The organism is Acinetobacter sp. A47, from assembly GCF_000805455.1.
Lineage (GTDB): Bacteria > Pseudomonadota > Gammaproteobacteria > Pseudomonadales > Moraxellaceae > Acinetobacter.
Window position 1 is genome coordinate 35,505 of the sequence record NZ_JSUS01000009.1, and the last position, 14,759, is coordinate 50,263.

General features: G+C 45.8%; 14 protein-coding genes. 6 read left to right on the plus strand and 8 right to left on the minus strand.

The annotated features are described in order from the left end of the window. Positions 1-297 precede the first annotated feature (297 nt). From OC23_RS03055 to OC23_RS03065, 3 genes are all read left to right on the plus strand, one after another. On the plus strand, positions 298-840 hold the full coding sequence (locus tag OC23_RS03055; RefSeq protein ID WP_038342724.1) for a hypothetical protein: 543 nt from the start codon (positions 298-300) through the stop codon (positions 838-840). After that, positions 833-2,017 carry an iron-containing alcohol dehydrogenase gene (locus OC23_RS03060; RefSeq protein WP_038342726.1) on the plus strand — a complete coding sequence of 395 codons (1,185 nt, stop codon included), beginning with the start codon at positions 833-835 and terminating at the stop codon, positions 2,015-2,017. The genes OC23_RS03055 and OC23_RS03060 overlap by 8 nt, the downstream gene beginning before the upstream one ends. 268 nt (positions 2,018-2,285) lie before the next feature. Further along, positions 2,286-3,680 carry an APC family permease gene (locus OC23_RS03065; protein WP_152607794.1) on the plus strand — a complete coding sequence of 465 codons (1,395 nt, stop codon included), beginning with the start codon at positions 2,286-2,288 and terminating at the stop codon, positions 3,678-3,680. A gap of 49 nt (positions 3,681-3,729) precedes the next feature. Here OC23_RS03065 and OC23_RS03070 read toward each other — a convergent pair whose 3' ends face one another. After that, positions 3,730-4,284 carry a flavodoxin family protein gene (locus tag OC23_RS03070; protein ID WP_038342730.1) on the minus strand — a complete coding sequence of 185 codons (555 nt, stop codon included), beginning with the start codon at positions 4,282-4,284 and terminating at the stop codon, positions 3,730-3,732. Positions 4,285-4,401: 117 nt separating this feature from the next. On the opposite strand from OC23_RS03070, the gene OC23_RS03075 reads away from it, so the two are divergent. Then, positions 4,402-4,785 carry a winged helix-turn-helix transcriptional regulator gene (locus OC23_RS03075; protein WP_038342732.1) on the plus strand — a complete coding sequence of 128 codons (384 nt, stop codon included), beginning with the start codon at positions 4,402-4,404 and terminating at the stop codon, positions 4,783-4,785. Between the two features lie 93 nt (positions 4,786-4,878). On the opposite strand, the gene OC23_RS03080 is transcribed toward OC23_RS03075, so the two are convergent. The 7 genes from OC23_RS03080 to rplU all read right to left on the minus strand — a co-directional run bounded on the left by OC23_RS03080 (position 4,879) and on the right by rplU (position 10,739). Next, a complete protein-coding gene (locus tag OC23_RS03080; RefSeq protein ID WP_038342733.1) occupies positions 4,879-5,349 on the minus strand; it encodes a tRNA (cytidine(34)-2'-O)-methyltransferase in 471 nt (156 codons plus the stop codon). Between the two features lie 107 nt (positions 5,350-5,456). Then, a complete protein-coding gene (gene cysG / locus OC23_RS03085) occupies positions 5,457-6,830 on the minus strand; it encodes a siroheme synthase CysG (protein WP_038342734.1) in 1,374 nt (457 codons plus the stop codon). A 67-nt stretch (positions 6,831-6,897) separates the two neighbouring features. Beyond that, positions 6,898-8,169, minus strand: a complete 1,272-nt coding sequence (gene serS / locus OC23_RS03090; RefSeq protein ID WP_038342735.1) for a serine--tRNA ligase — start codon at positions 8,167-8,169, stop codon at positions 6,898-6,900. 106 nt (positions 8,170-8,275) lie between these two features. After that, positions 8,276-9,046, minus strand: coding sequence for an RsiV family protein (locus OC23_RS03095; protein ID WP_171194743.1), 771 nt, complete (start codon positions 9,044-9,046; stop codon positions 8,276-8,278). Between the two features lie 125 nt (positions 9,047-9,171). After that, a complete protein-coding gene (gene lolA / locus OC23_RS03100) occupies positions 9,172-9,876 on the minus strand; it encodes an outer membrane lipoprotein chaperone LolA (RefSeq protein WP_038342738.1) in 705 nt (234 codons plus the stop codon). A 278-nt stretch (positions 9,877-10,154) separates the two neighbouring features. Next, a complete protein-coding gene (gene rpmA, locus OC23_RS03105; protein WP_004640422.1) occupies positions 10,155-10,409 on the minus strand; it encodes a 50S ribosomal protein L27 in 255 nt (84 codons plus the stop codon). Between the two features lie 18 nt (positions 10,410-10,427). Further along, positions 10,428-10,739, minus strand: coding sequence for a 50S ribosomal protein L21 (gene rplU / locus OC23_RS03110; RefSeq protein WP_004652230.1), 312 nt, complete (start codon positions 10,737-10,739; stop codon positions 10,428-10,430). Positions 10,740-11,189: 450 nt separating this feature from the next. Between rplU and sdsA the strand changes: the two genes are divergently transcribed. Together sdsA and OC23_RS03120 are read left to right on the plus strand one after the other, a co-directional pair. Then, positions 11,190-12,167, plus strand: coding sequence for an All-trans-nonaprenyl-diphosphate synthase (gene sdsA / locus OC23_RS03115; protein ID WP_038342739.1), 978 nt, complete (start codon positions 11,190-11,192; stop codon positions 12,165-12,167). 14 nt (positions 12,168-12,181) lie between these two features. Then, a complete protein-coding gene (locus OC23_RS03120; RefSeq protein WP_038342740.1) occupies positions 12,182-14,230 on the plus strand; it encodes a site-specific recombinase in 2,049 nt (682 codons plus the stop codon). Positions 14,231-14,759: the final 529 nt, after the last annotated feature.

A 14,759-nucleotide genomic window follows, 5' to 3' on the forward strand; every position in this document is an offset into this window, starting at 1 on the left:
ATCTTACCGCTTATCAGGTGAATGACATACGCCCCTGTTGATACAGCCTGTTATAAAGATTTGAAGACTCACAAAGAAAACCATTAAAAAACCCTGAAGTGCCATACCATTACCCTCCTCTTCAAAGTAGGCTATGAGCACAAGCCGTCGTACATTTCATCCCAAGTAAGGCCTGATCTATATTTCTTTTATGACCTATGAGTCAAAACTGAATAATTTACTTTTCAATCCTGATAAAATAAATTAGAGTAAAAGCTCTAAATTAGCTTTTGCATAATTTCAATAAGGGATGCGCAAGTGATTTCAACCAAAGCAGTGAAGCCCACTTTGCAATTTGCCTATGTCAAGCTCATGATGGATGTTGTGGGTCGTGGCCTGGTGATGGCAAGCCAAGTGGATCAAGAAGTACAAGAGGAAGTGTCCAAGTTTCCTGTTGGTTTTATTCTTTCAATGAATGTTTTTCCCAATGGCCCTGCATTTGTTGCACGAGTCACCGACCAAAAACAATTAGAGCTTTTATCCAGTTATAAAGCCAAACCAGATCTTACCATTACCTTCAAGCATCTTACCCATGCCTTTTTAGTATTTTCCTTTCAGGAAAGTACAGCACAAGCCTTTGCCAATGACCGCATGATTGCAGATGGCGATGTCTCCAGTGCAATCCGGCTGGTACGCTGTCTCAATAAAATGGAGGCCCTGATCTTGCCTAAGCTGATCGCTTCACTGGCGGTGAAACGCTATCCGGCTGAACTCACCTTCAAAGACAAATTTACTGGCGCAAAAAATATCTATTTAAAAGTCGCAAAATCATATCTTCAACGGAGTGCATCACATGGCTAAGCCTTATTATGAGTTTTTCTGTCCTGTAAAGGTGATTGCCGGTAATGCTGCCCTGGAGCATATTCCCTTTGAACTGGCAACCCTAGGCGCCAAACGCCCAATGATCATCACTGACAAAGGGGTGCGCGCCAACGGTTTGCTTACACCTATTGAAGCGGCCTTTAGCACAACAGATGCAGTGATTGGTGCAATCTTTGATGATGTTCCACCCGACTCAAGTCTGGAAGTGGTGCGTCAGGCAGCAGAACTTTATCGCAAGCAAAAGTGCGATGCGATCATTGCCATTGGGGGCGGTTCGGTTATCGATACCTCCAAGGCCACCAATATTCTGGTTTCTGAAGGCGGTGACGACCTGTTGCAATATTCAGGCGCACACAACCTGCCAAAACCGCTCAAGCCATTCTTTGTGATTCCGACCACCTCCGGTACAGGTTCAGAAGTGACCATGGTGGCCGTAGTTTCCGATACACAACGCAACGTCAAACTTGCATTTGCATCGTATTACCTGATGCCGCATGCTGCGATCCTTGATCCACGCATGACCCAAACCTTGCCTGCACACCTGACCGCCATGACCGGTATGGATGCATTGACCCACTGTGTTGAAGCATATACCTGTCTGGCGGCAAACCCGCTGAGCGATGCCTATGCCAGCGCAGGCATTAAAAAAATCAGTGAAAACCTGTTCAAGGTTCTAGACAATCCGGGCGATGCACAAGGCCGGCTAGAACTGGCTCAAGCCTCCACCATGGCCGGAATTGCTTTCTCCAATTCAATGGTCGGCCTTGTTCATTCACTCGGCCACGCCCTCGGTGCTGTTGCCCATCTGCCGCATGGCCTGTGCATGAACCTGTTCCTGCCTTATGTGCTGGAATACAACAAAGAAATCAATGGCAATAAAATTGGTGAGTTATTACTTCCTCTTGCCGGCGCAGATATTTATGCACAGACGCCAGCCAATTTACGCGCCGACAAAGCCATTGCCACCATCATGACCATGCGGGATCGCCTATTCAGCTTAACCAAGCTGCCACGTACCTTACGTGAAACCGGCAAAGTCTCTGAAGCACAACTAGATGAAGTGGCGGAAAAGGCACTGAATGATGGTTCCATCATTTACAACCCGAAAGAGGCGAACCTGCAAGACATCCGCGCCATTTTACAAAAAGCCTGGTAATTCATTAGGTTAAAGATAAATTTATCAGATACAGGCCTCGATACCATGACGTTATCGGGGCTTTTTATTATGACGTGAATCTATATTCATCTATTTATTTACCTTTTTGGCAAAAAAGTTGCTAAAAAAAATGTAAAAGTACTGCCAATTTATAGCGTTTTAGGATAGATTGGCGCACTTTCGTTTTTTGTACGGGGGATCGTTTTTGTCTCAAACGATCCTTAACACTATGGCTGATCTTTGATCAACGATTATGAGGATAACGCCGTTGACAAATTTAACTGGGACTCAACCAACAGCGAAGCTTCAAAAAAATCTTGTGCTTTGGCACATTATTATTATTGGCTTGGCTTATATTCAACCATTAACTTTATTTGATACATTTGGTTTGGTATCTGAAAGAAGTGGTGGTCATGTACCAACTTCGTACATATTTGCCTTAGTCGCAATTCTTTTAACGTCAATCAGTTATGGTCACATGATTCGTCGTTATCCGTCTTCTGGCTCTGCATATACCTATGCCCAAAAGTCGATTCACCCTAATGTTGGTTTTATGGTGGGTTGGTCTTCATGGCTAGATTATCTGCTCTCGCCTCTGGTCAATATCATTCTTGCCGATATTTATTTGCGAGCATTGTTCCCGGAAGTAAACAACTGGATCTGGGTGATCGGCCTAACGGTCCTCATGACTGTCATCAACCTGTTTGGTGCACGTTTTGTGGCACGTTTTAACAGTACCATCGTGGTCATCCAGTTAGGTGTGATTTTCTACTTTGTGTATCAGGTCTATATTCTGCTGACACAAGGGGTTTATGCAGATGGCACCCTCAATCCGGACAAGGCTGAATTGTGGTCACTTGCACCGTTCTGGAATGAAATGACCTCTGTCGGCGCCTTAATTGCCGGTGCAACCGTTCTATGTTTCTCGTTTACCGGCTTTGATGCACTTTCTTCACTTGCCGAAGAAACCAAAGATGCACAGAAAACCCTGCCACGTGCAATTTTTACCACAGCCTTGCTTGCCGGTATCATTTTTATCGTCAGCACCTATTTCATTCAGCTGTACTTTCCAAGTAATCCGAATCATTACTTCAACCCACTGGATGAATCGCAGCCAGTCATGGTTGCAGCAATCGGTAGCCTGGCATTCAAGACCATGGTTCTCTATTTTGCAGTCGTGGCCGTGATGGCATCAGGCATTTCAGCACATGCCGGTGTATCTCGTCTCATGTATGTCATGGGCCGTGACGGGGTGATCAACAAGAAATTATTTGGTCATATTAGCCCGCGTCTGCACACCCCGACCTATAACATCCTGATTGTAGGTGTTGTGGCGTTATCGGCAGGTTTCCTTGATCTTGAACATATCGTCAACCTGATCAGCTTTGGGGCATTAACCGCATTCAGCTTTGTGAACTTTTCGGTTATCTCCCGCTATGCCCTGCGAGACGGCAAGAACAAGACTGCAAAAGACATTATCAGCTATATCATCATTCCAACTCTCGGCTTTGCCAGCGTGTTCATGATGTGGCTGGAAATTGACAAACTGGCCTTACAGATCGGTTTGGCCTGGGCAGTCATCGGTGTCGGTTATCTTGCCTACAAGACTAAGGGCTTCAAATACAATGCTCCACAGCATAATGAATTTGATGACCGGTACTAGGACCAGATCAATAAAAAAGGCGCTTGATGCGCCTTTTTTATGCTTGGTATCAGCCATGTAATTTTTCAACAACCGCCTTGACCCGTTTTGCATAAAGCTTCGCTGTTTCCAGATCGCCTGTGGGAATCTCGTCAGTACTGGCATCTGAAGGGGATTGAACCAGCAGCCCTACAGAACCACCCAGATTATTGATATCTTCACGCTTGGCAGCTTTGCTGTTGGCTGGCAACAACCCCAGACTTACCCAGATTCCCCCATGCTGCGAAGCCAAGGTCTGTAAATGAATCAAGGTCACCTGCTTATCTCCGTTCAGGCTTGCACTGTTGGTGAAACCTGCAAACACCTTGTCTTGCCAGCCACGGTTAAACCACACCTTGGAAGATGCATCGGCAAATTTCTTAAACTGCCAAGGCGTTGCGGCCATATAGGTTGGTGCACCAAATACAATGCCTTGTGCGTCATTCAGGGTGTGCCAGTCCTGTTCGGTAATTTCACCATTCTGGTCAATTTCAATCAAGCTCGCATCAATCGCACCCGCAAAGGTTTCAGCTACCACTTTGGTATGGCCATAGCCGGAGAAATAAACAACCGCAATTTTTGTCATGGGATCATCCAGAATTGTTCAAAAGTTCGATTTAATGATATATTTTAGAAACTAGGTGTCAATTAGTTACCAATTGGTAACTAGGCATGTTGAATTGGGAATTTGAGGATTCTGGCTATGAATCAGGCATTAAAATATGATGTTTATCAACAACATTGCCCAGCCCGTTTATTTTTTGAAAAAATTGCAGACAAATGGGTACTGCTGATTATCAATGGGCTTGCACGAGAAACCCAGCATTTCAATTTGTTGAAAAAAAGCATTCAGGGCATCTCGCCCAAGGTCTTGTCGCAGAAACTAAAAATGCTGGAGCGCGATGGTTTTATCGAGCGTCAGGTACAAAACTCGGCGCCGATTCGGGTGGATTATTCACTTACCCCGCTTGGACTGGAAGTTGCAGAAATGGCCTATCAGCTCAAGGACTGGGCAGAAAGCAATATCGAACAGGTGATCTGCGCACAACAGCGTTTTGATGCGATACAGGAACAGCAATCTGAATAAGCCATCGAGGTGAAGGGGATGCTTCTCCCCTACATAGAGCAATATGGTGCTGCAATTACCTCAAAGGCAAATCCCTACCCAGCCCTGAATAGATTAGAGCGGTTTAAAGCCTTGTTGTCGCCACGCTTCATAGACAATCACGGCCGTTGCATTAGAAAGATTCAGGCTTCTTGAGTTTTCTGCCATCGGCAAACGAATCCACTGCTCCTGCGGGAACATGAGACGTACCTGTTCAGGAAGGCCACGCGTTTCAGGCCCCATCAATAACGCAACAGGACGGTTCAGGTCTACCGTATGCGGCGTTGCACTGCCCTTGGTGGTGAGTGGAAAAACGTGCTCAACCCCTTTGGCTTTTAAATCGGCAAGGCACAATTCGATATTGTCCCAGATTTGCATTCTTGCCCATTCATGGTAATCCAGTCCGGCACGTTTCAGCTTTTTATCATCCAGCTCAAAACCTAAAGGTTTGACCAAATGCAGCTGTGCACCGGTATTGGCACACAGACGAATGATATTACCTGTATTCGCTGGAATCTCAGGCTCGTATAGAACGACATGAATCACAAATTTTCTCTACTTTTCATAATCCCTCCTAACCTCTTTGTAAAAGAAGTGAACTCCTCCCTTTTCTAAAGAGGTGAGGAGCGGTTATAGCTCCGCAAGGAGGGATTTTATTGCCATTTTAACTGTTCACGTAAACGGACCACTTCACCAATAATGGTTAAAGTTGGCGCGACGATCTGATTATCAGATACTTTGCTTGCGATGTCTGCCAAGCTACCGATAACCACTTTTTGCTCAGGTGTGGTACCTTTCGAGATTAAAGCCACAGGCATATCTGGACGTTGGCCATGTGCAATCAGTTGCTCGCAAATACGTTCCAGACCAACCAGCCCCATATACAACACAAGTGTCTGGTTTTCATAGACCAGTTCATTCCAAGGCAGCTCAGGCGAACCTTCTTTTAGATGCCCTGTCAGGAAACGTACACTTTGTGCATAATCACGATGTGTCAGCGGAATACCCGCATAGGCTGAACAGCCAGAAGCTGCGGTAATGCCCGGTACGACCTGAAAGGTCACATTGGCCTCAACCAGTTCCTGAATCTCTTCTCCACCACGACCAAAGATAAAGGGATCACCCCCTTTTAAGCGGCAAACACGTTTACCCTGTTGCGCATATTCTACCAGCAAGGCATTGATGCCATCTTGGGGCACCGAATGATTGGATCTGGCTTTACCAACATAAATCTTTTCAGCATCACGGCGACACAAATCCAGAATCGGCGCAGAAACCAGACGGTCATATATCACCACATCAGCCTGTTGCATTAATCGCAGTGCTTTTAAAGTCAAAAGCTCAGGATCACCCGGCCCGGCTCCAACCAGATAAACCTCGCCTTTCGGTGCCGTCCATTCAGTTAAGACCTGTTGTATCAGGTCATTGGCTACAGCAAGATTGTCATTGAAGACCTGTTCTTTCAGTGGACTGGCGTACAGATTTTCCCAGAAGATACGGCGCTCGTCCGGATTGGCAATTTTGGCTTTGACCCGCTTGCGCCATTGCCCCGAAAATTCAGCCAGTTTGCCCATGCCATGTGGCACCAGGGTTTCGATCTGGGTGCGTAACTGTCTGGACAATACGGGCGATGCGCCATTGGAAGCCACCGAAATCACCAAGGGCGAACGGTCAATAATTGCAGGCACCATAAACCGGCAATGGGGAATATCATCGACACTATTCACCAGCAGATTACGCTGTTCACACTGCTCAAACACGGCCTTATTGACATCAGGTTGATCTGTCGCTGCAATCACCAGACGATAAGGCGTGGCCAGAACAGTTTCAGAAAAAGGAGATGCAATATATTGCCCACCTGATTGCTCAACCAGCAGGCTTAACTCGGGAATAATCACAGGTGCAATCACATCGACAACTGCACCTGCCTTGACCAGTAAATTTGCTTTGCGGCAGGCAATATGCCCACCACCCACAATCAGACAACGTTGCTGCTGCAACTTTAAAGAGATTGGGAAGATTTCCACGTCATGCCTCTATATTTTCAATCTGATTGAGCTCAAGCAAAAACCATGCACACATTCGAGGCAAGGTTTAGTCGATGTAGCTAGCACCGCCCATATATGGACGTAATACTTCCGGAATCTCGATTGAACCGTCAGCACGCTGATAATTTTCCATTACCGCAAGCAAGGTACGGCCAACCGCCAGACCTGAACCATTCAAGGTATGCACCAGTTCGATCTTCTTCTGGTCGGCACGGTAACGTGCTTTCATGCGGCGTGCCTGAAAGTCACCCACATTTGAGCAGCTTGAAATTTCACGATAGGTGTTCTGGCTTGGTACCCAGACTTCAAGGTCATAGGTCTTGACCGCACCAAAGCCCATATCTCCCCCACAAAGTAAAACCTTGCGGTATGGCAGACCGAGTGCCTGCAAGATACCTTCGGCATGTGCAGTCAACTCTTCAAGTGCCTGCATCGAGTGCTCCGGTTTGACGATCTGTACCATTTCGACCTTGTCAAACTGGTGCTGACGGATCAAGCCACGGGTATCACGACCATAAGAACCCGCTTCACTACGGAAACATGGCGTATGCGCAGCATATTTCAGCGGCAAACGATCGGCATCAATAATTTCGTCACGCACGAAGTTGGTCACTGGCACTTCAGCGGTTGGAATCAGGTAATATTCTTTTTCGCCTTGTAGCTTGAACAGGTCTTCTTCAAACTTTGGTAACTGACCTGTACCACGCAAGCTGTCTGCATTGACCAAATACGGTACATAAGCTTCGGTATAACCATTTTTAAGGGTATGAGTATCGAGCATGAACTGGGTCAAGGCACGTTGCAAACGCGCCAGAGGCCCTTTCAGGACGCTGAAACGAGAACCGGTCAGTTTGGTTGCCGTTTCAAACTCCAGCCCCCCCATCCATTCGCCCAGATCGGTATGGTCTTTGATTTCAAAATCAAACTGGCGCGGGGTACCCCACTTCAGGATTTCAAGGTTATCACTTTCATCTTTACCAAAGGGAACAGACTCATCTGGCAAGTTTGGAATGGCCAGCGACTTTTGCTCAAGCTCGGCCTGTAACTCAGATAACGCCACTTCAGCAGCTTTGATCTCGTCACCAATGGCCGCCATACGCGCCATGATTTCGGAAGCATCTCCACCCGATTTTTTGATTTGACCGACTTGTTTAGCACCAGCATTACGCTCTGCCTGCAAGTTTTCAGCTTTGGATTGCAACTCTTTACGACGCACTTCCAAATCTGCCCATTCCTGCACATCCAGCTGAATACCACGCTTTGCCAAAGCAGCATTGACTGCTTCAATATTATTTCTGAGTAATTTTGGGTCGATCATAATCAATCATGAATAGAGAAAAAACTGGCTATAGTGTAAGGCTTTAACCTAAAAAAATACAGCGCTTGCGCAGCATCCAGATATAATTGCAGATGCTGCGTGCAAACTAGTCCGGATCTTTGGGCAAGCTCGGCAAGTATTCAGCCTTGATAAACTCCTTCGCCGCATAATAAGGCAAGGTCAGTTCACTCATTCCCTCTGCATAAGATGCCAGCTCATACAATGGATAAACAAAAACAATCCCGTTCACGCCATAGTAATAGTTATCACTGACCTGTAACTGGTCTTTCTTGATATTATGTGCTTCAAGCCAGTTCTGGTTAGCCGCATACAGTTCATCCCGAAGTTTGCTATTCATGTCGGGCTTAAGCAGCTCACTCACGGTAATATGCTTTTGATTACTCAGGTCAAAATTGACAAATTCCTGATGTGACATGCCATGTGCCGCACCTGTAGAATAGGAATAGCTCTGAATCGCAAATGTTGCCAGATTATAGTTCTGGCCGATAAAACGGACATAAGTGCTGCTCTCGTTCTGCACACTTCCATCCGCAGGAGCTTTTACAGGCTGCTCTGGCAGATTAGTAAAGGCATTCGGCTCAGCTTTTTTCATCCGGTTAACAAAATATTCATCAATCCATTTCTGGTTGGTTTCAACTGTCTGCAAGTCATAACGGGTACAGCCATCTTCCAGGCACACCTTTTGTTTGGGAAGCTTGACCGCCACGACTTTTGCATGAATCAGGGGAATATCTGTCTTGGCATCATTCACGGCTGCCGGTCGCTCCTGTTTAGGCTGGCAACCGACTAGTGCAACAACAGCCAAAACAGGAATAAGGGGAATCATTTTTGATAATTGTGTGGTCTTCATCGTCAGCCAATTCTCTGATGTTTTTCTTCACTATACAAAGCCTTGCCCCTAGATGACATTAAAAAATGTATCTTGCCCCTAACGCATGAAAAAAAGGCCGCATCAACTGCGGCCTTTCCAATGCTTGATTGTTACTGATCAATAATATCTGTTCCTTTAGGCGGGGTAAAATTAAATACCGATGCCGGAATTGGCTGATTGACCTTGATATTACTAAAACGGACATAAGTGGTTTGACCCAGAGAGTCCTGCAAGACCATCAAGTTAGGTGCCTTATTGCCACCGAAACTAATGGTTAGGCTCTGGAAAGCCCCATCTTGCTGTTTCGGATACAAGGTATAGTACAGTTTGCTACGGTCAGGCTGGGTTACCCGATATGACTGCATGATCTGGTTGGTATTGCCTGACAGCAATAATGCCGGCGTATTGGCAATCTGGTCATCCAGGCTTTGGCGTACTGCCTGTTGCAAATCAGGATCGTAGATCCAGACGACCTTACCGGTCGTTACAATGGTTTGTTTGGCCGGACTGGTGGTTTCCCAGTAAAATTTCCCCGGACGTTCAACTTTCATTGTGCCTTTAAAGGTCTGGTTCATATGCTGGGCTGTTAACCCCTTTTTCTGTGCGACTTTATTACTATTACCGGTTGCCACTTTGGTGGTCTGTTCAAAATCTGCGGTGAATCGTTGCAAGCCCGACAACTGCTGTACCAGACTGTTTGTTGCTTGCTGAGCCGATGCAGCGACAGGTGCAGCGAATACCTGACTACTCACAACAGGAGCAAGTGTCATTGCACTTAATGTTGCAGCATAAGCCATTTTTTTTACGAAATTCATAAAAACAACCTTCTATCAGATTTCTACTGTTATGCCGACATCTTACTGTTTTTGATCATTAAAAAAATGAAGAAAAGCACGGGTTTTGTGTAGTTCGTGTCGCAAAGTTCTATATTATGTATGAAGTTACCGCCTTTATGTAGAGATTGCAAGGATCACTCTCCCTCTCCTTACATGGCTATTCTCTGCACAGCGAGCAGCGCAATCAATTTCAGGCTCAAGCCCGAAACACGCATAAAAAAACCCGCTCAAAGCGGGTTTTTCCGAACCGTAAAAGCTTAAGCTTCAACAGTTACATAGCGACGGCCAAACTGACCTTTCACTTCAAATTTTACTACGCCGTCAGCAGTAGCAAACAAAGTATGGTCACGACCCATACCAACGTTTGCACCAGCGTGGAACTCTGTACCACGTTGACGAACGATGATGTTACCAGCAGTTACAGTTTGACCACCGTAAACTTTAACACCCAACATCTTAGGATTTGAATCACGACCGTTCTTCGTCGATCCACCGGCTTTTTTAGTTGCCATGTCTATTTACTCCTCGTGTTAGCCTGCGATACCAGTAATTTTCAACTCGGTAAACCATTGACGGTGACCTTGTTGCTTACGGTAGTGTTTACGACGACGCATTTTGATGATGCGGATTTTGTCGTGACGACCATGGCCAACTACTTCTGCAGTTACTTTTGCGCCAGCTACAACTGGAGCACCGATTTGAATGTTGTCACCGTTAACAACCATTAATACGTCATCAAACGTAATAGTCGCGCCAGTTTCAGCTTTCAATAATTCTACTTTAAGGGTTTCACCCTCAACAACACGGTGCTGTTTACCACCGCTTTGGATTACTGCGTACATAATGTACTCCAACTTGCCCGTGTCGTCGTGCCGGTAAAGGGATATACCGATCTTAAAACGAACGCCACTGGGGTTATACAAGGGGACAAATTTTAAGTGAAAATGGTCCAAACAACAAGTGATTTTGCATAAATGCCTTCATATTGATAACTTGCTTGGATTTTCAAGTAAAATCAATTAGATTGAAGGCCGACTTTTTGGATTGATTCGCAGCAAAATTTGAAATACATTTAAAAAAACAAATTTTGACAATAACAAACTGTGTTTTTACAGCGCTACGGGTAAAGTGATTGCGCTTTGGTGGGAACACCCATTTTTCTGCCTAATTTAAGACCAAAGAGTTCATGATCGTGTTTTAAATGGCAGATTACACCGTCTGTATAACAGTTTAGTCATAGATTAATTGCTACACTTGGCAACATTACCCACCTATACGAGGTTTTCCTTCATATGGTTATCGATTTTAAGCAAGACATTCTCTCCCCTGTTGCGACAGATTTTGCTGCGATGGATCACCTCATCAATGAAGGAATCAGCTCCAAGGTGGGCCTGGTCATGTCTGTCAGCAAGCATGTGGTGGAGGCTGGCGGCAAGCGCATGCGCCCAATCATGTGTCTGCTTGCAGCACGCGCCTGCGGTTTGACCAACATGCAGCAGGCACAGCATCTGGCGGCGGTGATCGAAATGCTGCATACCGCGACGCTGGTTCACGATGATGTGGTTGATGAATCAAGCTTGCGCCGTGGCCGACCAACCGCAAATGCCACCTGGAACAACCAGACTGCAGTTTTGGTTGGAGACTTCCTGATTGCACGTGCCTTTGACCTGCTGGTCGACCTGAATAACATGACGCTCCTCAAAGACTTTTCAACAGGCACCTGTGAAATCGCTGAAGGCGAAGTGCTACAGCTGCAATCCCAGCATCAGCCGGATACCACAGAAGAAACCTACCTAAGAATTATTCACGGCAAAACATCACGCCTGTTCGAGCTGGCCACTGAAGGTGCAGCGATTCTGGCGGGAACTGAAGAATATCGTGAACCCTTACGCCGTTTTGCCGGGCATTTTGGCAATGCCTTTCAAATGATTGACGATATTCTGGATTACACCTCTGACGCAGAAACATTAGGTAAAAATATCGGTGATGATTTAATGGAAGGTAAGCCGACTTTACCGTTAATTTCAGCATTAGCCCATTCTACTGGCGACGATCATGCGATTATCCGTCGCAGTATTGCAACAGGTGGGATCGAGCAACTAGACAAAGTGATCGAGATTGTACATCACTCAGGTGGCCTGGAATATTGTCAAAAACGTGCACAACAAGAAACGGATGCCGCTTTAGAAGCATTAAAAGCACTCCCGGATAATGAATATCGTCAGGCACTGATCAATTTGACCCTCATGGCTTTACATCGACTCCAATAATTTTCTGACTGCTTATGCATTTAACTTTATCTGATCTTTTTTTAAACATGCAGGAACAGCTTGACCAGACTCAGGCTGTTCTTGATGAACAGGTGTTGATTGAACTGGTCAATCGTATCCGCCCCAATAACCCCAATGATGCGGATGAAGTCAAACAGCGTATTCAGGCACTGATCAAGATCCTCTTGCTCACCCCGACCTCAGCCATTTTGCTACAAAACTTTCTACTCAAGCTGATTAGCCAGTACAAACAGATTAGCCTGTATGCCGATAGCGGCATTCTTTCATTAGATGGTTTCTGGAACCAGTTAGGCCAACGCCTTGGCGCACATTTCCTTCCTCTGGTTGAAGATGGACAGCAGCTCAGAACGTTAGTTGGCAAGGTATTTCATCAGGAAAATGATAGCGAATGGCTGGATCTGATCGACAATCAGGACTGGATTACCTTATTTAACCTGCTGGGCGAAAGCCAAAGCAACACGCTAGAAAAACAGATTTCAAAAAATGAACTGGTCAAGGCCATTACGGTTTTGTCCTATCGCATCAGCGGCATTGGCCTGTATCCGGAATTTATTAATGCACAACCGGATATTACTGAATACGAATCGCCGTTTCTGGTACAAAACCGGGAAATTGTCGATTTCATCGAGAAATATAAGAAACAGATTGATGATCGCGATGCAGTGGTGGTGCTGCCTCCACCAGATGCCTCACAAGCATTTGTCATGCTGGACCAGTGTCGTGAAGCGGTGCTAAAAATTCGCCGTGCCACCAAGCGAATCGGGGTCAGTATCAGCCTGACCTACTTATTGTCTTTGCTGGAACAGGCAATTGACCGGATTGAACTGTTGCTCACACTGCTGGCCAGCCAGACCGAGGCACGCTATACCTCACTCGGTGAATTGGTTACCGACCTTACCAAGGCGCATTATAACGAGAAAAGTGTCCGGCATTTATTAACCTCAACCAGTGAACTGATTGCGCTACAGGTTACCGAGAATGCCAGTAGAACCGGCGAACATTATGTCAGTACCGACAAGGCAGGCTTCTTTGGCATGTACAAGGCAGCTGCGGGAGCTGGTGCAATTATTGCCACCATGGCAACACTGAAGATTTTAACGGCACGTTTGGTTCTGGCACCTTTTGGCCATGCCTTTTTATATAGCATGAACTATGCTCTCGGTTTTATGCTGATTCACGTGTTGCACTTTACCGTTGCCACCAAACAGCCAGCCATGACCGCGGCTGCACTGGCGTCAACCGTACAGCAGCAAAAAGGCAGCAAGACCGCACAAATTGCAGAGCTGGCAGCCCTGATTATCAATATTATCCGCACCCAGTTTATTGCGATTCTGGGCAATATCTCGATTGCGATTCCAACCGCGGCCCTGATTACCTATTTGTGGCAATACAATCTAGGCGAGCCATTATTGAATCATGCCAAGTCAGCTGCAGTGTTACATAGTCTTAATCCGTTTACATCACTGGCTGTTCCCCATGCGGCAATTGCCGGGGTATGCCTGTTTTTCTCGGGACTCATTGCCGGCTATTTTGATAACTTGGCAGTTTACCGCAAAGTTGGCCCGCGCTTAAGACAACACCGGCGCCTGAAACGCTGGATGGGACAAAAGCGTCTGGACAAGTTTGCCAGTTATATCGAGACCAACTTAGGCGCGCTGGCAGGTAACTTCCTGTTCGGGATCATGCTTGGCAGTATGGGAACCATCGGGTTTATCCTCGGTTTACCGCTAGATATCCGTCATATTGCCTTTGCTTCTGCCAACTTTATTCAGGGCTTGATGACCATTGGCAGTCCGGATATCGGGCTGATACTGGTTTCATTCCTTGGGGTGCTGCTCATTGGCTTAACCAACCTGTTTGTCAGCTTTACCCTGACCATTATTGTGGCCTTACGGGCACGCCGTGTCCGCTTTGCCCAGTGGAAGCCTTTGGCAAAACTGGTGACTACCCATTTCCTGACCCGTCCAAGTGACTTTTTCTGGCCACCCAAACAGCCTGTTGAAGTAGAGGAACAAAGCAAAACCACCCCTCCATCCCACTAGCGTTGTACAGAAAAAGCTAAGAAGTACAAGTCTAACATTTGAACTATTTTTGGATATAATCCATCAACCAAAAATAGTTCATGTGGGTTGGTATTCCCAGAATCTACTGTTCCGGTAGAAAACTTCTCAGCCGTGGTATCGTCCTTTTTTCAGGAGATACTTGCAGATCACATCAGGTATCTCTGCTTTTGTTGATGAGTTCTTGCCATGCTGCCAAATGCACTGCCTTATTTTACAACTGATATTCTCCACCGCTATACACGACAGTGCTGGTACGGATTTTTTAGTTAAACTTAAGTTGGGTCGAAAAAGGTTGCCGTTTTATAGGTTTATTTGTTCATGCTGTTCTGTCAGGATTTTTCCATTATGGATTGTTTCTGCCCGCTTCAGAATGTATAAAATAGCATCAGACACCAAATAAGTATTTCAAGCAAAAAATGAGATATACATCAAATTTTGTTATGTTTTTTTACTGAACCTTAAAAAAACGTCAAAATGAAATTATCATAAAATTTCAAGACTTGACCAA